This is a genomic window from Geitlerinema sp. CS-897 (assembly GCF_028368005.1).
In the GTDB taxonomy this organism is placed as follows: domain Bacteria; phylum Cyanobacteriota; class Cyanobacteriia; order Cyanobacteriales; family Geitlerinemataceae; genus Baaleninema; species Baaleninema simplex.
In genome coordinates, this window is sequence record NZ_JAQNCQ010000302.1 from 1 (window position 1) to 18230 (window position 18230).

Sequence of the window (18230 nt, forward strand, 5' to 3'; positions counted from 1 at the left end):
CATCTGAGGAGACGCCAAATCTCACCCCGACCCCCGTAACCAAAACCACACCGGAACCGACCCCGAGTCCGACTCCCGATCTCGGTCGAGGGACGACGGTAGAAGACCCGTTTAACGATTTTCCCTTTCCCCCCAATGCAGCCGTCGGATCGTTAGGATTACTCTCCGAGGCCAGCGATGCAGAAGCCCGAAACGTTTCGAGCGACATCGATGGAGTCTATCAGTTTTACGCAGGTGCGCTACCCGATCGCCAAATTACGATCGCGCCCCCGGTCAAAAACGAGCCGAACTTCAGGATTTTTCAGCTCTCCCCCCAAGCTGAAGGCATCGCGCCGCAATTTTTACATTTAGTCTTTCACCAAAACAAAACGGTAATTTTCCGCGCCCCGCAACCGATCTTAGAACTCGCTGCGCTGCAAGATGCCGAATCGATTTCCGTTGAAGAACGCACGTTCGAGCAAGCCGTCAACGCCGCCGGAAACGATCTGACGCTATCTCAGTTTCGCGGCGTGGAGTTAGACGTCGGGGCGACTCAGTTCTGCTGCGATCCCTCTCGCTATACTCCCAAAGGGGTGACGGTGCCAATGTTCCAAACGTCCCTCGAACAGCTTCGAGCAACTGTGACGTCGCGGTTGCAGGAACGTAATTTCTCGGTTCGTCCCACGCAATATCAAGGCGTCGGGGCGATCGAAGCCCAACTCGGTTCGTTTACAGGTTACGTGATTTTCGCACCGGCGTATCACCCGCCAGGAAGCCCTGGGACTCAACCTTACGCGGTCTTTACATCCACGACACCGCCTTAAGTGCGGTATATCGCTGTTGGTTTCAAGCTTTCGGCGACTCGGCGCGATCGGCGACGGGAGAAGTCCGACTACTCGATCGCGGCTTCGGGAACGTCTTCCGATACAGTGTCAGATCGGGAATTTCCGTCAGTTCCGATCGCTAACGCGACGCGATTTCCCCCCACGTCTCGCATTTGGGACAGCAACCGAATTACGTCTTCGTAAGGAAGGTCGGGATGCGGGATCAAATACACGGCACTTTCTGGGTTGTTGGCTAAATAGGCGGGAATTTGTCGGAGGAGTTTGTCGCGATCGATCGCGCGATCGTCGGCCGTCAAGCCGCCGTATTCGTCAATTTTGACTTTGAGGGGTAACGAGTTGTCGCGATCGCGATTGGCTCGTTCGTCACCTGGTAGCTTCACGTCTACCACGTCGGGTTCTCCCGTCAGCGTCATCGATACCAACACGAAAAATGCTAAAACGACCATAATTAAATTCAACATCGGCGTTAAATCGATGTCTGGCATCGACGAGGCACGTTGTCGAGAATTAAACATTGAAAAGCGATTCATGGGTCTAAAATTTCTATTGGATAGAGATTTGTAGGGTGGGCATCGCCTACCGACCTCGACTAAAAATTTACGACAGAGGCACAGAGGACGCGGAGAATTTTTGAGTGGCTGAATGACGTTATTCGATAACTAGAGAGACTTCGGTTTCTCCGTTTTCTTGAAGGAGTTGCAGCAGGCGATCGACTTGGGCGTAATCGATAGTGCGATCGGCGTTGAGTGTCACCGCACCGTCGGGATGTTCGGCGAGAAATGTTTGGAGACGAGCGATCGCGTCTTCGGGTTCGATCGCTTCGTTTTGATAAATAATCGCTCCGTCGCGGTTTAACCCCAGTACGAACCGTTCGATCGCTTCGGGTTTTTCAGCTCCTTCACCTCCAGCCCCCGTTCCGTCTTTCACTTTCGGTAAATCGACGTCGAAAATTCCTTGTCCGGTCAAACTCATCGACAAAATAATAAAAAAGGTCAAAACGGACATGAGTACGTCCAACATGGGCGTGAGATTGACTTGAGGCACTTTAGAAGATCGGTCTTGGCTGTTGCGCGATCGCATAAAATATTCAAAAGCGTCGTTGAGTTGAAACCGTTAATAGTCGTCGGACGATCGATTGTTTGGAGAGCGAGATGTCGTACTCGGTAACGCGGGAGGACGAGCGTGCGACTGGGGTTCGTACCAAAACTGACGGTAAATCAACTCCATTTCGCTTCCCACCTGCGCGAAATAGTCCATTTGTTGTGCTTGCAACGTTACCATCAAGCGAAACACTAACAATGCGAGAATGGCTACGATCATGCCAGCAGCGGTGGTAATCAAAGCTTCCCCAATCCCCGCAGCGGCTTTCGTCGCTTCTTCAGCCGATCCGCCACCGCCGACGTTGAGGTTGTCGAAGGTGCGAATTAACCCCGTCACCGTTCCTAACAACCCCAGCAGTGGGGCGATCGCAATGACGGTTTCAAACAGTTTGTCGCCTTTTCGCATTTTGACGAATTCCTTATCCGCCGCCGACTCCATTGCCAGACGAAAGGTTTCCGGGGTGGGGTGGCGCAGTCTCAACGGTGCCAGCAAAAAGCGTCCGATGGCTAAAAATCGCGCGTACTCGGCAATTTCAGACGCTTTCGCCAAATCGTACCGCGCTGCGTCGAGAACGTCGTGGACGATGCGGTCTTCTTGGCTGACGAGGCGAATCCAAAACCAGAGGCGTTCGAGTGCTGTAGCCAGCGTCAACACGGACAATCCCAGCAGCGGCCACATGACCGGGCCGCCTTTGAGGAATTCGTCGATTAGTTGAGGGGCAGTTTCAGTAACGGTCTCTTGTACGTCAGGTGACGTTTCTGCTAAAAAATATACTAAAAGATACATCAGTTTCTGAAAACTTAAATATACAAACTTTTTAGTGGATAGATTAGCGGTATTCGGTGTTTTTTGCTGTTAAGATGAGTTTAAAATTCTACTAAGACTCGAACAAGATTAGGTTAAGTAATTGATATGACCGTTCCATCTAACGATCGACAAACTTCTGAATCCGTAACGCTGTTCGAGCGTTTGTGGTCTTTAGCCGGGATGTTTTTAAAACTCGGAAGCATTGGCTTCGGCGGCCCCCAAGCCCACATCGCGATGATTAATAACGAAGCCGTCGTGCGTCGAAATTGGATGACACAACAGCAGTTTACAGAAGGACTGGCGGTGTGTCAGATGCTGCCGGGGCCAGCTTCGACGCAAATGGGCATTTACACCGGATACATTCGTGCCGGACAACTGGGGGCGTTAGTGGCGGGGTTGTGTTTTATCGCCCCGGCATTTCTGATTGTAGTGGCGTTATCTTGGGGATATTTTCAGTTTCAAGGCGTGCCTCAAATCGAGGCATTGTTTTTAGGAATTTCCCCGATCGTCACGGCGATCGTTTTAGGATTTTGTTGGAAATTAGCCCGAAAAACTCTATCGACTCGGGCAGGTTGGGCTATTTCAATTGTTGTTTTTCTGTTGATGTGGTTCGCTAATGTTAACGTTTTAATCTTGTTCTTACTAGCAGGAGCTTTTGGTTTGTATTTATACGCACCTCAAAAACCGAACGCCGCGTGGTTAGCTCCCACCTTACCGACAGTTTGGGGAACGGCGAACAATTCAAACGCTCTTCAAACTTTAGTTTCTGAAAGTTTTTGGGGGTGGGAACGCATTGCCATTTTTGGATTGCCGCTGGTCTGGTTTTTCGTGAAAGTCGGCAGTTTGATTTTTGGTGGGGGATTGGTGATTATTCCCCTCATCGAATTCGAGGTGGTCGATCGCCTGCAATGGTTGACGCGAGAAGAGTTTATTAACGGCGTGGCGATCGGACAGTTGAGTCCGGGCCCCGTCGTCCTCACAGCGGCGTTTGTGGGCTATAAAGTGTCTGGTTTTTTGGGGGCGTTGGCGGCGTCTGTCGGGGTGTTTTTCCCCTCCTTTGCCTTCATTATGCTGGCGATGCCGTTTTGGTTGCGCTTGCGGGAAAATCCCTGGATTCAAGCGTTTTTGAAAGGCGTTACCCCTGCCGTTCTCGGGGCGATCGCTGCCGCTGCGATTCCCCTCGCCGAAGCCTCACTGACCCAGGATACGATCTGGAAATCGGTGTTAGCCGGATGTATCGGTATCGCCGCGATGGTGGCATTGTTGCGGTTTAAAGTCGCCACCTGGCAGTTAATTGTAGCGGGGGCTGCCGTTGGCTTGTTGGTGGGGTGGATTCAACCGTAAACTGACCTCTCGGCACTGGTCTTTATAAGGTGGTAAGTCTCGAAAGCCCCTCAAGGAAAGCATTTGTCCTCAACTCACGAGTTGCGACGCGAATCCTATCTGCATGGCTGGAGTCTCTGAACCCGAGTATCTCGGTCTGACCCAGTGTTTTGGCATAAAGATTTTGGACTCTTCCGAACTGGCTCTGCAAGAAATTGCAAAAACTCTTACCTTGTAAAAGTTTTTGCAAAACTGTACAAAGGCGAAAAAAACTGGTTTTTTGGAGTCTTCTGGGTTTAAAGTGATAAGCTAATTTATAATAAGAAAAACCCTTACTTTATGGGCGTCATAGCAATGCAATCTCGCTCGATTTCGCATTCAAAATAACAAATTAAACCGCAATTCCCGAAGACCCGTTTTTTGTTACTGAATTTAGCGTTTTAGAGGATTCGTGTATTTATTTTTAGAAGATTGCAACGATCCATTCAACACTTTTGGCTCGAAAGTATAGCGTGAAGAGGGGGGACGATTCGCCAAACACATGCCCACTCGTCCCCATTATCTAGACTTATTCTAGATTTATTCTTATTCCTCTTCACTCGAGCGAGATGTCTCTGAAGAAAACACTCTCGATCTGAAAACGAGCCGAGATCCGCTATACAGACAAGTTGGCTGTAATCCGTTTCATGGCTTCTTCAACGTTTTTGCGGCTGTTAAACGCCGAAATTCGGAAGTAGCCTTCTCCGGCTGCACCAAATCCCGATCCTGGCGTTCCGACGACGTTGGCCGCAGACAGCAACTTGTCAAAGAAATCCCAACTCGACCAGCCGTTTGGTGTCTTCACCCAAACGTAAGGCGCGTTGACGCCGCCGTACACCTTTAACCCCGCTTCGGTCAGTTTGTCTCGGATAATTTTCGCGTTTTCTAAATAGAAACTGACGAGGGCTTTAATCTGAGCTTGTCCGGCCTCAGAATACACGGCTTCGGCTCCCCGTTGAACGATGTAAGAGACACCGTTAAATTTCGTCGATTGGCGGCGGTTCCAGAGTTTCCACAGTTCCACGTCCGATCCGTCGGAAGTTTTGGCGGTTAGGGTTTTGGGAACGACGGTGTACGCACAGCGAGTTCCGGTGAATCCGGCATTTTTCGAGAAGGATCGAAACTCGATCGCGCAGTCTTTCGCCCCTTCAATTTCAAAAATCGAGTGAGGCAAACTTTCATCAGTAATAAAAGCTTCGTAAGCAGCATCAAAGAGAACGATCGCATCGTGGGCTTTGGCGTAATCGACCCAAGCTTTCAAGTGTTCTTTCGTCGCCGTCGCGCCCGTGGGATTGTTGGGGAAACATAGATAAATCAAATCCACCTTTTGCGAGGGAATCTCGGCGGTGAAGTCGTTCTCTGCGGAAATCGGCATATAGACCAATCCCTCGTATTCCCCTTTGTCGTTGGCGGGGCCGGTATGACCTGCCATCACGTTGGTATCGACGTACACGGGATACACCGGGTCGGTCACGGCGATGGTGTTATCTTTACCGAAAATGTCGAGAATGTTGCCGGTGTCGCATTTCGCACCGTCGGAGACGAAGATTTCATCCGGTGCGATGTCGCAACCGCGAGATTGAAAATCCATCGCGGCAATTTTTTCCCGCAGCCAGGGATACCCCTGTTCGGGGCCGTAACCTTTGAAGGAGGCGCGATCGCCCATGTCTTCAATTGCCTTCGACATCGCCGTCCGACAAGCTTCCGGTAGCGGTTCGGTCACGTCGCCAATGCCCAGTTTGATAATTTGAGCGTCGGGATGGGCATCGGCGAAGGTCTTGACGCGACGGGCGATTTCGGGGAACAGATACCCCGCTTTCAGTTTCAGGTAGTTCTCGTTAATAGTTGCCATAGTGAACGTATAGGTTGCCAGAGTTGGCGTCGAACAGTCTCGAAAATGGATCGTCGAAGGAAAAACGGCTTCGGACTCGAAAAAAGCTTTCCGCACCGAACGCCGCTCCTTCAGTATTATTCCACGTTGGCTTCGACCCCCGAGACCGGCGATCGCGATCGCGATAGAATCGAACCGACGCTACAGGCAGTAGGGGAACCGATCGTGTTCGACGCGCATCGCCAGTGGATCGCTATTTTAGAAGACCATCCCGATCGCCGATCGCGGATGGCAAAGCTGCTGAAACAGACCTTCGACGAACCGCAAGTTCGATTTTTGAAAACGGCCTCGGAGGCGATCGCTGCCCTCGAACGAGATTTAGACACCTGTGCGATCGTGAGTTTGGACGGAGATCTCAGCCGTTCGCAGTTTTCAGAAGAGGGCGATCGCGATCCGGGAACGGGGGAAGAGGTGGCGGCATATCTGGCACGAGTTGACGCTCAATGCCCGGTCGTGGTTCACACCTCGGATAACCAGATGGCGATCGCCATGATGCAAACCTTATCTGAAGGAGGGTGTTGGTGCGATCGCGTCGTTCCCGAAGAGCGCTGGTTGCCCCATCGTTGGCTGCCGAAACTGAGAGGACTCCTCACTCCCATCCCCAGCGATCGCCTCGCCCCCGAAGACGTTCCCAACCGCGATCGCCCTTGGGGAGAGATTGCCGACTTCGCCGCTGCCTTCGACCCCCGCGACGACTGGGGAAGCTTAGAAAAAGCCCGTTTCGTCGCCGAACAACTCGAACAAGTCTATCTCAATGCCGATACGCTACCCTCGACGATCGCAGAAGTGCGAACGGGACTGTGGGCGGCACAGATGCTGTGGCGGTGTTACGACATCGAACCGGACGACGCGTCGATGGGCTATATCGGGGCGTTACTCGAACAGTTGCGGGAGTTACTGACCCATCAACCCAAACCCCTCGCCCCCCAGCCGATAATGCTAGACTCGGGCGATCGACTGTGCGATCGCATTGCCGGAACCCTGTTCGGCCACGCCATCGGCGACGCCTTGGGATTGGGACTCGAAGGCATTCCCAAAGAGCGCGTCGGCGAGTATTACCCCGATGGTTTGTCCGATTACGAGGACATCGTTCGCGACGAATATCGATCTCGCTGGGAACCGGGGGAATGGACCGACGACACGGCGTTAATGTTATGTATTGCCGATAGTTTGCTCGAATCGAACGAAGTCAACTTACTCGATATTGCCCGTCGGTTCTATCGTTGGGCGGCGGCGGGACATCCAGGGTTGGGTACGACGACTCACAACGTTTTGTTTTGTAAGGAGGTGTTCGGCGTCGATTTTTTCCAAGCCGAGTTCGATCGCCACTATTTCGTGGCGGCGAAGAAAGTTTGGGAAGAAAGCGGCGGCCGTTCTGCCCCCAACGGCGGTTTGATGCGAACGTCTGTGGTGGGAATTTGGGACTACCGCGATCGCGATCGCGTCAAAACCAACGCCGAACGCATCTGTCAGATTACCCACTACGACCCCCGCTGCGTCGCCTCCTGCGTCGCCCTGTCCCTGGCAGTTCGCGCCCTGCTGTGCGGAACGATCGATACCGAAAATCTTACTCAACAGATGGCACGGGAAGTTAGCGACTATCACCCAGAAGTGAAGGAGTATTTTCAACGTACGGAAGATCCCGACATCTCGACGTTGCAGTTGGGGGAATCTTGGGGAATGGGGTACACGCTAAAAACCCTGAGTGCGGGATTTTGGGCGTTACAACACGCCCCCTCTTACGACGCGGGATTGTTGCAGGTTCTCCACGAAGGTGGCGATGCGGATACGAACGGGGCGGTAGCGGGGGCGCTGCTGGGGGCGAAGTTCGGCTATGGCAGCATTCCCCAGCGGTGGATCGACGGATTGAAACACCGTCAGGAATTGGAAGTGCGCGTCGAACAGTTGGTACGTCGTTGTCGTTAGCGATCGATCGGTCGCACGGAGTCGGCGTTGGCGCGGACGAAACAGCCTTCGGGTTGGTTGGGGTTTTGGTTGAAGAGGACGAACAACCAGGCGTTACCGCGATCGTCGTAGAATACGCCTCCCGCCATACTCGGGAGTGTCTCGAACCGCCGTCCCCAGGTGAGGGCGCGATCGACCGGCCAGTTATAGATATCGTTGGGACGAGACGCATCGAAAATTTCATAGCGATGGTCTATGCGACAGTTCAATCCGCCAGGATGGGAATCGACGGCCACCCAATCGGTATGATAGGCGCGATCGCGTTGTCCGTAATCGCCGTTTTCGTCGGCTTGGGGCAGGGCGAGACTCGGGGGAACGAAGACACTCCCCAGGCATCCAGCGGCGAGACTCGTCCACAATAAGAATTTCATGAGAACTTTCAGCATTGGCTCGTGCGTTCGCCTTTTACGGACACTCGCACCTCTCTTCCGCGCGATCGACATAATACTTCAACCGGTGTTGCGATCGACCGTAACACAGGCTTTGGCATCTGTAGACCCCGCACTTCCCCCCAAGGACGCGACTCGACATTGCAACGCCAAACGTCTAAAACACTACTGCTGTGCTGTGAAAAACTCGTGAATTTTGTCGTCTTTATCGGTGTTTCGTTCGCAGGCATTTCAAACTCACGAAGCCGGTCGTGCGATCGCGAAATTTCATCCCTCGAACGTTGCAATTTACAGCCGCTAACCATAATCAAAAAACAGCAAATTTTAATGACTGTGCGGCATTTCTTGAGGTGACATTTCTCCTTCCATCGATTCGATCGCGGGCATTTGATGGGATTCCATATCGTGCGATCGCATCAATCCCATCGTCTGTTGTCCGAGGCTGACGAGTCCCATTCCGACGACGCTCAAACTCATCACGCCCATCGAAACCAGTCCGATCGACACCACACCCATCGACACCAATCCGACGGAAATAATACCGTGGGTCGAAACGCCGATCGCCACGAATCCATGCGCCGAAATCCCGATCGCCACTCGACCGTGGGCTTCGATTCCCACCGACAACCATTTCCGTTTTTCTTGTTTTTGAATCGTATCCACGCAACACCTCAAACTATGACAAGCTGTCAAACTCAATCGAGACCGACGCGTTATTTTATCGATCGCGTTTGTGTCAATTTAGCGCAAATCGATCGCCCGTTCGCGAAGTCGCTTCGGTTCGGTGAGGCGATCGCCCCCCCTCCACTGCTTTTGCAACGGGGACAGGTTACGGCATCCCCCACAGACGACAACAGCTCGATTCCTGAGTTCACAAGGATTTCAGGAAATTTTTCCAAAGCGCTTGACAAGCTTGTAGTATATTTGTAGTATAAAAACATAGCAGATGCGAGCCAACCGCTTCTGACATCTGGTATTCCCGAACCTTGAAAACTGAATTCACTTTCTCCTTCAGTGCTGCCCGTTTCCTGGGGTTGTAGCTCAATCGGTTAGAGCGTCCGCCCCTCTTGCGGAAGGTCGCGAGTTCGAGCCTCGTCAACCTCGTTCGGGCAGTTTTTGAACTCCCGTGGGCGAACAGTCAAGCCGTCAGCCCCTCAAGCTGAAGATGCGGGTGCAATTCCCGTCGGGACTTCTACAATTTCTCGTTTGTAGTACGTCAAAAAACTGTAACACACTATGTATTACGCGAGAAATTCATCCCAAAGTTTCGCGGGGGGATGGTGTAACGGCAAACATCTCGGTCTCCAAAACCGTGGTTCTGGGTTCGAATCCCAGTCCCCTTGCCATTTCGTAATGCCTCATAGCTCAACTTGGCAGAGCAACGCGCTGTTAACGCGATGGTTGTTGGTTCGAGTCCAACTGGGGCAGTTTGTCCGTTGCCGGGTAGACGAATCGGTGAAGTCGCCTGTCTCTGAAACAGGAAATTGTAGGTTCGACTCCTACCCCGGCAGTTTTTTGCCCCGTGGTGTAACTGGCAACATCTCGCACTTTGACTGCGAAGAGTCCAGGTTCGATCCCTGGCGGGGCAATTCCGCTCCCGTGGCGCAATTGGAAGACGCGACAGACTTAAAATCTGTTTTGCTGTGAGTTCGAGTCTCACCGGGAGTATGACGGGATGTAGCGCAGTTTGGTAGCGCGTCGGCTTTGGGAGCCGAACGTCGCAGGTTCGAATCCTGCCATCCCGATTGGCCCCTGTGACGAAATTTGGTAAACGTCGCCGACTCAGACTCGGTGTTTTGCAGGTTCGAGTCCTGCCAGGGGTATCGATGGAGATCGTGAATTGTTTCGCCCCCGTAGCCCAATTGGAAGAGGCACTCGGCTAAGAACCGGGTCGTTGCTGGTTCGAATCCAGTCGGGGGCATTGCAGCGCGGGGATGGAGCAATGGTGGCTTCTCAGGTTCATACCCTGGAGATCGGTAGGTTCGATTCCTACCCCCGCGACCAAATCTTAAAGGTACAGCATGACGAAACGCATTGCGATCGCTCGAGAGACGCTCGAAATTTTAAACGCCGGTTATTATATTTCGCCGACGGGAAAAACAATCGAGATCGAGCGAGAATTCAAAGCTTGTTTGGCACAAACTCGATGTTACGACCCCGAAACCCTCTCCCAACTCGAACGAGAGGTGTTGTCGCGTCCGGCAACCTTTGCGAACACTGCGTTTGAAGTCCACAACGAGACCACACTGATGGGAGCCGAACGTCTGGCGCGATCGCCATCTTCATCTCAAAAATTTCAGAAAATTGGCGTGTTGAACTTCGCTTCAGCTAAAAATCCCGGTGGCGGCTTTCTCAACGGCGCTCAGGCTCAAGAAGAAAGTCTCGCTCGCAGTAGCGGTTTATATAAAAGCCTGGTTCGATGTCCTGAATATTACGATTTTCATCGGAGTGCCAAGTCTCTACTTTACTCCAACCGAATCGTTTGTTCTCCCGGTTGTCCGGTCTTCCGAAAAGATGACGGAACGCTCCTCAAAACCCCTTATTTTGTCGATTTTATAACGAGTCCCGCTCCGAATGCTGGAGCAATTTCGAGAAACAAACCTCAAGACCTTGAAAAAATCCCCGAAGTCCTGCGCGATCGCGGGTCGAAAGTGCTGAGTCTTGCGGCGTATTCGGGTTGCGATGCCTTGGTTTTAGGCGCTTGGGGCTGTGGCGTATTTCGCAACGACCCGGCAGAAGTATCGCAAACGTTCGCCGATTTCTTATTCCCGAACAAGCCATTTTGGGGAAGATTCCAACTCGTTTTGTTTTCAGTTTTAGACTCGACTCGCTCCCAAAACACCTTCAAATCATTTCAAGCCAAGTTTGCAGGCGATCGCAACCTTCAATGATTCGCGTAGGTTTGTCTGATTGAAACTCTCCGGCTCGGAGTAGAACTCCAGATCCCCGCATCTTGGAGATGCCAGGGATCTTAAACGATCTAAGTTGCGTTAAACGAAAACCGCTCTCGTTTTCTGACAACTGACAGGCATCGAGACACCACTCTTCCCTCTACACTGTATTACGCTCGCGTCCCACTTTCACCCTTCATTACGGCCGAACCGATGAGATGAGCTAAACGCAAGGCTTCGGGAACGTGACCGCATTCGGTGAGCGATCGCAGAACTTTTGCGATCGTTCCGGGTGATTCTCCGCACACTTGGAAGTAGAATGGAGGGGAAGCGTAGATTCTTCCCGCGCGGCGGATTCTATCCCATCGTTTTTCAAAATCTGGTAGACGACGCATCGCCTGTTCCATCTTTTTGAGTTTCGGTGGGCGGCGCATGAGAGCGACGCACGGACGTTGTAGGCGTTGTGCTAAAAGAGGGAGGTCTATTAGATTGAAGCCGCCGAAGCCGATACCGTCTAACAAGACGAGGTGAAGTTGAGGTAGAAACTTCCCTTCGAGCAGTAAGTCGCAGATTCGATCGGTGGCGTCCCAACCATCCGGTTCGATCTGTCCCCAGACCATCCCCTCGAAGCGGGTTCCGCCGCAGACTACACCGGCGATCGCCACCGCTCGATCGCTGTTTCGCTCGAAGGGTGCGTCGTCGAATCCGATGACGCGAACGGTACGTTTGAGTCTAACCAGGTCGGAAAGTTTCACGATCGCATCGAGAATAAAGAGTCATACAGACCATTATCTCGCGATCGCCCTTGCCAACTCTCGGAAGACTCGTTTAAATAATGGGATTGGGCTTTTTTTAAAACCATTTTCATAACTCGATTTGTCAGTGAAGCTAGGAGGTGAGGATATGTCTGAAACGACCAAGAACCAAAACTTCCGAGTCGTTCCACTGTCGGAAAGCGTCAAGGTCAAAACTGACCTTCAGGAAATTCACCTACCCGCACTGCGATCGGGGTTTGCTGGATATCCGATGAATCCTCGTTGGAACGCGCTCAAATTTCGAGCTTGGAAACTCGGCCGTCAGTGGCGCCAAGCATTACTCGAAGGTGAGTTGTACGTGCGTCCGAACGATCTGATGCTGGTATCGGTGGCTGAAGCTGACGACGTCACGTCAGATACATCGACATCCGAGCCATCGAGGAGCGATCGCGAGGAATCTTCCCCATCGGCCAAACCCTCCCGGTGGGGAACGCGCATTTTGGCACTGGGATGGTAACAACGCGCGATCGTCTCGGTGTTCTCTCGTCGAATTGACTGGGAAACCCGGCCACTCTTCTGAGTCCGGGTTTCTTTAAACTTACAAATTTGACTATTTAACTAAACGGTTATATATTGAGATTGAGTAACGTAAAGCGACTAGGAGGTTACTTTATGATGTTTGGTAACGTCGGAATACTCGATCGCATCCTTCGCTTCAGTATCGCCGCAGTGCTGTTGTATCTCGGACAAGTCACCTACAGCGGAGACCCCCTCGGACTCGGACTCACTATCGCCTCAGCCATCGCGGGTGTCACAGCGATCGTCGGATTTTGTCCCCTGTATCGTCTCCTCGGCACCAGTACCCGCACCGACACCTAAGCGCGGGAGATTTGCCCCAAATCGGGGAGTTACTATCCGTTCCGTTGAGGTTGTCCCATGAACTGTTCGCCACTCTCACAAGTCCAAAAGCGCCTGTTTGCTTGGGGAATGTCCAAAGCCAACGACGCCGACGATCGCACCTTACAACTGATCGACCACCCCCACTTTGCAAACATGGCTCAACTCAAACAGTCCATGTTGGGGAACTTGCGAGGTCGCATCCTCGAAATCGGCCCCGGTGCGGGGGCAAATCTGCGGTATTACGCCCCAGATATCGAATGGATTGGCATCGAACCGAATCCGTTCATGCACCCCCATCTACAACGGGAAGCCGAAAAATTTGGCGTGAGTCAGAATCGCTTGGAAGTCGGAAGTGCCGAACGCCTTCCCGTGGAAGACCTTAGCATCGATGCAGTGGTGAGTACCCACGTTCTCTGTTCGGTGGGAGATCTCAACGGCGTATTAGACGAGATCGATCGCGTTCTCAAACCCGGCGGACGGTTCGTGTTTCTCGAACACGTGGCCGCACACCCAAACACTTGGACGCGACGAATCCAAGAAGGTATCGCCCCCATTTGGAAAAGCCTGTTCGATCGCTGCCATCCCAACCGGGAAACCGGCCCGGAGATCGATCGCGCCGGATTCGCCGAAGTCACCTATCACAACTTTCAACTGTCTTTTCCCGTCGTCAGTCCCCACATCGCCGGATTTGCAGTAAAAGCGTAGCATCTCGTCAAGAGCCTTGACACTATCTGTAGAGTTGGCAATGCTCATTAACTCTACATTTAGCGGAATTCCCGTTAAAATCCGTCCGTCCTAGTGACGACTCGCTTTTAGCACAAAATCCTAAAAAAGTCAAGTCTCGATCGCGAAAAAAATCTCGAAAAAACCAGGAGAAATTAGGAGTCAGCCCTATGCTGTTAACCAAAAAGAATCTAGAAGACGCGAAGAACCAAGTCTACGACACCATCGTCGTCGGCGGTGGTGCTGGAGGACTCTCGGCTGGCGTTTACCTGCAACGGTATAACCTCTCTTCGCTGATCGTCGATAAAGGAAAAGCTCGATCCTTCTGGATGCAAGAACTCCACAACTACCTCGGCTTACCCCCCGACACCCCCGGACGAGATCTTCTCAAACACGGAAAAGACCATTATCTTTCCGTCAACGGGGATATGTTACACGGCTACGTCGAAGAAGTCGTCGATGAAGGAGACACCTTCGCCGTGCGCGTTAAAGTCGGACGCAACAACAGCATTTATCCCACCTTTCGCACCAAATACATCATCGCCGCCAGTGGAATTATCGACCACCTCGTGCCGCTCGACGACATGAAGAACGTCTACGAGTACGCTGGATACAACCTCCACGTTTGTATGGTGTGCGACGGTTACGAAATGACTGACAAACACGCCGGATTGTTTGTCGGAAGCGAAAACAGCATGAACATGGCGTTTGGCTTGAGTTGGTTTACGCCAAAAATCACCATTTTCACTCACGGTTTGTTTGAAGTCAGCGACGAAATGCGCGAACGAATCGCCGAAATGGGATATCGCCTCATCGAAACTCCGATCGCGCAATTCCTGGGTGAAAACCACCAAATGAACGGTGTGGAATTGGTCGATGGAACCGTCGTTCCCTTGGAAACTGGATTAATTTCGATGGGGTCTCACTACCACAACACCTATCTATCTAATTTGAATTTAGAGATGCAGGGTGGAAACCTAGTGACGGACAAAGTCGGACGCACTTCTCATCCTCGGGTGTTCGCGATCGGCGATTTGAAAGTGGGCTTAAACCAAGTGGCGATCGCCGTCGGTGACGGTGCGTTAGCCGCCACGCAAATTTGGAAAGATATGCGGAAAGAAGCCGGTCCTCGTCCTTGGGTAGAAAACCTGGAAAATCAACCCGCGTTGGTGTAAAAACTCGTAGGGTGCGTGTTTATCAGTGTAGAGTACAGAGGGCAGAGTGTAGAGTGGGAATTCCTCTTTAACTCTTCACTCTTCACTCTTCACTCTTCCCTGAAAGAGCCGCACCCTACGCATCTTCTTTCAAAACGATGATTCAACATCTCGAAATTACCGTTCTGGTGGAAAATACCGCTTGGGGACGAGGGTTGTTGGGAGAACACGGCTTATCCTGGTGGATTGAGGCGGACGGCCATCGGATTTTATTCGATACCGGACAGGGGTATGTTCTGAAACACAACGCCGAACGGTTGCAACTTCCTCTGGATTCCCTGGAAGCGATCGCCCTCAGTCACGGTCATGACGACCACGCTGGGGGGCTTTCTGAGGTTCTCTCGATTTGCGGCGATCGCCTCGATTTATATTTACATCCAGAAAGTTTAAAGCAGAAATACAGTCCCCGTGGGGAAATTAGCGCACCGTTGCGAGATGTAGAAGAGTTACAACATCGCGTCAAACGGCTAGTGATTACAGCAGAACCGACGGAAATCGTTCCGGGGGTATGGTTGACGGGAACGGTTCCCCGTCGCCATCCCTTGGAGGATACGGGAGGAGCGTTCTGGAACGACGCAGAACACCAGCAGGTGGACGAACTGCTCGACGATCGCACCTTGTTTGTCGAAACCCCCAAAGGAATCGTCGTGGTTCTCGGTTGCGCTCACGCGGGAATTATCAACATTTTGGACTACATTCGCGACTTGACGCAATCTTCAATTTACGCGGTCATGGGGGGAATGCACCTGTTACGAGCGAGCGAGGAACGGTTGGCGGCGACGGTGGAAACCCTGACTCGGTACGACATCCAGCATATCGGCGCGAATCACTGCACGGGAACGAAAGCGATCGCGCGGTTGTGGGAACAGTTCGGAGATCGCTGTTTTGACGCACGGGTGGGAACGCGATTTGAAGTGCGATCGTAGACAAGATAGCGGCGACTTAAATTTCCGTTCGAGCAATATATAACTTTTTCGTTTGCTAATTTTTAAGCTTTATTTTTATGGGTTTTTGAATTGAGTTTTACAGCCTGTCTTTTGCTATTTATAACGAGTTTTATCTAAGATTGACAGCACTTTCATGTTGTCAATAAACAAAAAGATCGTGTGGATACCCAAAGCGATTGGTGTGGCTGTGGTTGGAGTAGCGAGTTTTCCCCTCGCTGTTTTTGCGGAAATGGAGCCGTCAGAAACAGTCGTTTCCAAACTCGAAAAAGCTCGTCGTGTCGCAGAAGAAGAAGAGGCGGCGATCGCATCCCAAAAAACACCAGACTCTAACCGTCTCGATTGCCTGGTGGATGTTTCAACGCCCCATACCTCCGAAGGGGAAAATCGGGCGATCGCGGCACGACTCAATACCGTAGACTGGGAAGCCTTCTCGGTCGATCGCGGCGTCTTTTCCCCTCAAACCCTCGATGTCTTCTTCGCCGATCGCCCCAACGAACGGGAACTCACGCCGTTTCCCGACATCCCAAACTGGAGGTTCGACGGACACCAATTTCATATCGCCCACGACGATGTTAGCGTTCCCGGCCAATGGAGCGCCGCACGGCCGGACGGTCACGCTCCCATCGGCGTGATGGGCGACCATACTCACGGGGCGGGAGAGTTTATGTTTTCCTATCGCTTCATGGATATGCACATGGAGGGAAACCGCGACGGAACCGACAGTTTGAGCAACGACGAGGTTCTCGAACAGTTTCCCGTGACGCCGACTCAGATGGGAATGCAAATGCATATGTTGGGGGCGATGTACGCTCCCACCGACGAGTTAACGCTGATGTTGATGGTTCCCTACGTCTCCATGGAAATGGATCACCGGACTCGTAGCGGGGTCAGGTTTACCACCAACTCAGACGGACTCGGCGACATCAGCCTCAGTACGCTTTATAAAATTTGGGACAGCGATCGCCAACGTCTCCATCTCAATTTCGGATTGAGTTTTCCCACGGGTTCGATCGACGAGCGAGACAATACCCCCGCCGCAGACGACGCCGTGTTACCCTATCCCATGCAGATCGGTTCGGGAACCTACGATTTGCTTCCCGGTATCACCTACCTCGGACAATCCGAACAGGGGTCTTGGGGCGCACAAGTACGGGGACGCGTGCGTTTGGGGCGCAACGATGAAGACTACGCCCTCGGCGATCGCCTCGAAGCCAACAGTTGGCTGGCCCGAAAGTGGACGGATTGGTTCAGTACCTCGGTACGCGTGACGTTTCGGACGTGGGGAAACGTTCGCGGCGAAGATTCCCGTCTCAATCCGATGTTGATTCCCACCGCCGATCCCGATCGCCGTGCGGGATCTCGGTTCGATGTGGGGTTGGGATTGAACTTGTACGATCGCCGAGGATTTCGCCTGGGGGTCGAGTTAGAACTTCCCATCTATCAATCTTTAGACGGACCACAACTCGAAACCGACTGGACGATGACAGTGGGACTGCAAGCGTCGTTTTAAGAGGTTCCACGGTAAGGAAACGACACAGCAGGGCGATCGCCGACGACTGTTTTCTCGATCGGAGGATCGGGATTTCAGCCATTGATACCAAATCCTGTTCCCAAACCTGCTAAACTTTTAAGTAGAGATGAGAAGTAATGGGACTTAGATTCTTGAATCCCTACCCTGGAAGGATTTTGACTGACCAGCATCATTAGAGTACAGCACTACCCCTTTTTTGTGCTTTGGTCTCGGCCTCTGCCAAGAGTAGCCGCACTTTTTTAAATAGTCCCATCCCCTTTGCTTCCAAACTTTTTCGGCTCTTCCGAACTTACTATGCAAGAAATCGCTGAAACCCTTACAGGATAAGAGTTTTTGCTAAACTGTATAAAAAGTCCGCTCAAATCGCGAAATTCCTTTCCAGATATAGGCTACAAGCATTTCCCTACATACCAAGGTCGGAAGAGCCACTTTTTCTCGTCCTGCTTCTTTTTCGATCCACCGGGCAACTTTGGGTCTAGTCCACTGTCCTCCATCCTCCGGTTTCTCCTTTAACGCTTCTTGAAGTTTTTGCAATTGTTCTTCTTTCAGCTTAACCGCTAGGAGTCCCGCACTGTACCCGAAGGGTCAGTGTCGGGAGGAATAGCGGGGGCGTCGATGGGGTTCAATGCCCCATTGACGCCCAGACTTCTAATGTATTGGCGCAAAACGTCGGTTTGATTGCGCTCCGTGAGTTCGCAATATAGGTCTAAATGCTGCTTTTCAACATCCGAGATTCTAAGGCTTATTTGTTTCGTGGGTAGCAATCACATTTATATCTGCTACAATCATGGCATGAAACTAGTGCAGCGTCAACTCTAAGAATTAGGGTTAACGGGAGTATTGAGGTAATCTGTAGGGAGCGAGCCGGAGTCCCATGCAGAAAAAATACATTGTGCGCCTGACAGCAGAAGAGCGTCATCAGCTACAGGC

At 52.0% G+C, this 18230-nt stretch carries 17 protein-coding genes, 10 tRNA genes and 1 pseudogene; 20 read left to right on the forward strand and 8 right to left on the reverse strand.

Annotation, left to right across the window (positions count from 1 at the left end):
• Nucleotides 1–803: pseudogene (locus POG22_RS18985) on the forward strand (hypothetical protein); the annotation flags it as partial.
• A 68-nt stretch (nt 804–871) separates the two neighbouring features.
• Here the strand turns inward: POG22_RS18985 and POG22_RS18990 are convergent.
• From POG22_RS18990 to POG22_RS19000, 3 genes are all read right to left on the reverse strand, one after another.
• Nucleotides 872–1354, reverse strand: a complete 483-nt coding sequence (locus POG22_RS18990; RefSeq protein WP_498906813.1) for an ExbD/TolR family protein — start codon at nt 1352–1354, stop codon at nt 872–874.
• Nucleotides 1355–1472: 118 nt separating this feature from the next.
• Complete coding sequence (locus POG22_RS18995) at nt 1473–1904, reverse strand: ExbD/TolR family protein (RefSeq protein ID WP_063719563.1); 432 nt, start codon at nt 1902–1904, stop codon at nt 1473–1475.
• Between the two features lie 33 nt (nt 1905–1937).
• Nucleotides 1938–2711: a MotA/TolQ/ExbB proton channel family protein gene (locus POG22_RS19000; protein ID WP_017661648.1), complete on the reverse strand. Its 774-nt coding sequence runs from the start codon at nt 2709–2711 to the stop codon at nt 1938–1940.
• Between the two features lie 126 nt (nt 2712–2837).
• On the opposite strand from POG22_RS19000, the gene chrA reads away from it, so the two are divergent.
• Nucleotides 2838–4076, forward strand: a complete 1239-nt coding sequence (gene chrA, locus POG22_RS19005; protein WP_498906814.1) for a chromate efflux transporter — start codon at nt 2838–2840, stop codon at nt 4074–4076.
• Nucleotides 4077–4710: 634 nt separating this feature from the next.
• Here chrA and POG22_RS19010 read toward each other — a convergent pair.
• On the reverse strand, nt 4711–5946 hold the full coding sequence (locus tag POG22_RS19010; RefSeq protein ID WP_498906815.1) for an LL-diaminopimelate aminotransferase: 1236 nt from the start codon (nt 5944–5946) through the stop codon (nt 4711–4713).
• A gap of 45 nt (nt 5947–5991) precedes the next feature.
• Here POG22_RS19010 and POG22_RS19015 point away from each other — a divergent pair, with 45 nt between their 5' ends.
• Nucleotides 5992–7911 (forward strand): ADP-ribosylglycohydrolase family protein, encoded by a 1920-nt coding sequence (locus POG22_RS19015; RefSeq protein WP_498906816.1) that lies wholly within the window; start codon nt 5992–5994, stop codon nt 7909–7911.
• Here the strand turns inward: POG22_RS19015 and POG22_RS19020 are convergent.
• Nucleotides 7908–8336 carry a hypothetical protein gene (locus POG22_RS19020; protein ID WP_063719560.1) on the reverse strand — a complete coding sequence of 143 codons (429 nt, stop codon included), beginning with the start codon at nt 8334–8336 and terminating at the stop codon, nt 7908–7910. The genes POG22_RS19015 and POG22_RS19020 overlap by 4 nt on opposite strands.
• A 327-nt stretch (nt 8337–8663) precedes the next feature.
• Nucleotides 8664–9002, reverse strand: coding sequence for a hypothetical protein (locus tag POG22_RS19025; protein WP_017661117.1), 339 nt, complete (start codon nt 9000–9002; stop codon nt 8664–8666).
• Between the two features lie 367 nt (nt 9003–9369).
• Here POG22_RS19025 and POG22_RS19030 point away from each other — a divergent pair.
• The 11 genes from POG22_RS19030 (at nt 9370) to POG22_RS19080 (ending at nt 11230) form a co-directional block, all read left to right on the forward strand.
• Nucleotides 9370–9443 (forward strand) — tRNA-Glu (locus POG22_RS19030).
• Nucleotides 9444–9610: 167 nt separating this feature from the next.
• Nucleotides 9611–9685 (forward strand) — tRNA-Trp (locus POG22_RS19035).
• Between the two features lie 8 nt (nt 9686–9693).
• Nucleotides 9694–9767: transfer RNA gene (locus POG22_RS19040), tRNA-Asn, on the forward strand.
• Nucleotides 9768–9776: 9 nt separating this feature from the next.
• A tRNA-Gln gene (locus POG22_RS19045) sits at nt 9777–9850 on the forward strand.
• A gap of 5 nt (nt 9851–9855) precedes the next feature.
• Nucleotides 9856–9928: transfer RNA gene (locus POG22_RS19050), tRNA-Gln, on the forward strand.
• Nucleotides 9929–9932: 4 nt separating this feature from the next.
• Nucleotides 9933–10007: transfer RNA gene (locus POG22_RS19055), tRNA-Leu, on the forward strand.
• A gap of 3 nt (nt 10008–10010) precedes the next feature.
• Nucleotides 10011–10084: transfer RNA gene (locus tag POG22_RS19060), tRNA-Pro, on the forward strand.
• Nucleotides 10085–10087: 3 nt separating this feature from the next.
• Nucleotides 10088–10162, forward strand: a tRNA-Leu gene (locus tag POG22_RS19065).
• A gap of 24 nt (nt 10163–10186) precedes the next feature.
• Nucleotides 10187–10260, forward strand: a tRNA-Leu gene (locus POG22_RS19070).
• A 6-nt stretch (nt 10261–10266) separates the two neighbouring features.
• Nucleotides 10267–10343, forward strand: a tRNA-Met gene (locus POG22_RS19075).
• Nucleotides 10344–10360: 17 nt separating this feature from the next.
• Nucleotides 10361–11230 carry a TIGR02452 family protein gene (locus POG22_RS19080; protein ID WP_498906817.1) on the forward strand — a complete coding sequence of 290 codons (870 nt, stop codon included), beginning with the start codon at nt 10361–10363 and terminating at the stop codon, nt 11228–11230.
• A gap of 170 nt (nt 11231–11400) precedes the next feature.
• Here POG22_RS19080 and POG22_RS19085 read toward each other — a convergent pair whose 3' ends face one another.
• Nucleotides 11401–11985, reverse strand: a complete 585-nt coding sequence (locus tag POG22_RS19085) for an endonuclease dU (RefSeq protein ID WP_017661121.1) — start codon at nt 11983–11985, stop codon at nt 11401–11403.
• Between the two features lie 148 nt (nt 11986–12133).
• Here POG22_RS19085 and POG22_RS19090 point away from each other — a divergent pair, with 148 nt between their 5' ends.
• From POG22_RS19090 to POG22_RS19115, 6 genes are all read left to right on the forward strand, one after another.
• Nucleotides 12134–12502, forward strand: a complete 369-nt coding sequence (locus POG22_RS19090) for a hypothetical protein (RefSeq protein WP_498906818.1) — start codon at nt 12134–12136, stop codon at nt 12500–12502.
• A 155-nt stretch (nt 12503–12657) separates the two neighbouring features.
• Nucleotides 12658–12864 (forward strand): YgaP family membrane protein, encoded by a 207-nt coding sequence (locus POG22_RS19095; protein WP_017661124.1) that lies wholly within the window; start codon nt 12658–12660, stop codon nt 12862–12864.
• A 57-nt stretch (nt 12865–12921) separates the two neighbouring features.
• Complete coding sequence (locus POG22_RS19100) at nt 12922–13590, forward strand: class I SAM-dependent methyltransferase (RefSeq protein ID WP_498906819.1); 669 nt, start codon at nt 12922–12924, stop codon at nt 13588–13590.
• 188 nt (nt 13591–13778) lie between these two features.
• Nucleotides 13779–14783 (forward strand): NAD(P)/FAD-dependent oxidoreductase, encoded by a 1005-nt coding sequence (locus POG22_RS19105; RefSeq protein ID WP_498906820.1) that lies wholly within the window; start codon nt 13779–13781, stop codon nt 14781–14783.
• Nucleotides 14784–14920: 137 nt separating this feature from the next.
• Nucleotides 14921–15748, forward strand: coding sequence for an MBL fold metallo-hydrolase (locus POG22_RS19110; protein WP_498906821.1), 828 nt, complete (start codon nt 14921–14923; stop codon nt 15746–15748).
• Nucleotides 15749–15950: 202 nt separating this feature from the next.
• Nucleotides 15951–17279, forward strand: coding sequence for a transporter (locus POG22_RS19115; protein WP_498906822.1), 1329 nt, complete (start codon nt 15951–15953; stop codon nt 17277–17279).
• Between the two features lie 144 nt (nt 17280–17423).
• Here POG22_RS19115 and POG22_RS19120 read toward each other — a convergent pair whose 3' ends face one another.
• Nucleotides 17424–17600, reverse strand: a complete 177-nt coding sequence (locus POG22_RS19120; protein ID WP_498906823.1) for a winged helix-turn-helix domain-containing protein — start codon at nt 17598–17600, stop codon at nt 17424–17426.
• Nucleotides 17601–18230: the final 630 nt, after the last annotated feature.

Excerpts from the sequence above, each read along its gene's own strand:
- POG22_RS19020 (WP_063719560.1), bottom strand. The coding sequence starts at position 8,336 with ATGCTGAAAGTTCTCATGAAATTCTTATTGTGGACGAGTCTCGCCGCT.
- POG22_RS19100 (WP_498906819.1), top strand. The coding sequence starts at position 12,922 with ATGAACTGTTCGCCACTCTCACAAGTCCAAAAGCGCCTGTTTGCTTGG.
- POG22_RS19080 (WP_498906817.1), top strand. The coding sequence starts at position 10,361 with ATGACGAAACGCATTGCGATCGCTCGAGAGACGCTCGAAATTTTAAAC.
- chrA (WP_498906814.1), top strand. The coding sequence starts at position 2,838 with ATGACCGTTCCATCTAACGATCGACAAACTTCTGAATCCGTAACGCTG.
- POG22_RS18990 (WP_498906813.1), bottom strand. The coding sequence starts at position 1,354 with ATGAATCGCTTTTCAATGTTTAATTCTCGACAACGTGCCTCGTCGATG.
- POG22_RS19110 (WP_498906821.1), top strand. The coding sequence starts at position 14,921 with ATGATTCAACATCTCGAAATTACCGTTCTGGTGGAAAATACCGCTTGG.
- POG22_RS19090 (WP_498906818.1), top strand. The coding sequence starts at position 12,134 with ATGTCTGAAACGACCAAGAACCAAAACTTCCGAGTCGTTCCACTGTCG.
- POG22_RS18995 (WP_063719563.1), bottom strand. The coding sequence starts at position 1,904 with ATGCGATCGCGCAACAGCCAAGACCGATCTTCTAAAGTGCCTCAAGTC.
- POG22_RS19015 (WP_498906816.1), top strand. The coding sequence starts at position 5,992 with ATGGATCGTCGAAGGAAAAACGGCTTCGGACTCGAAAAAAGCTTTCCG.
- POG22_RS19105 (WP_498906820.1), top strand. The coding sequence starts at position 13,779 with ATGCTGTTAACCAAAAAGAATCTAGAAGACGCGAAGAACCAAGTCTAC.
- POG22_RS19000 (WP_017661648.1), bottom strand. The coding sequence starts at position 2,711 with ATGTATCTTTTAGTATATTTTTTAGCAGAAACGTCACCTGACGTACAA.
- POG22_RS19095 (WP_017661124.1), top strand. The coding sequence starts at position 12,658 with ATGATGTTTGGTAACGTCGGAATACTCGATCGCATCCTTCGCTTCAGT.
- POG22_RS19010 (WP_498906815.1), bottom strand. The coding sequence starts at position 5,946 with ATGGCAACTATTAACGAGAACTACCTGAAACTGAAAGCGGGGTATCTG.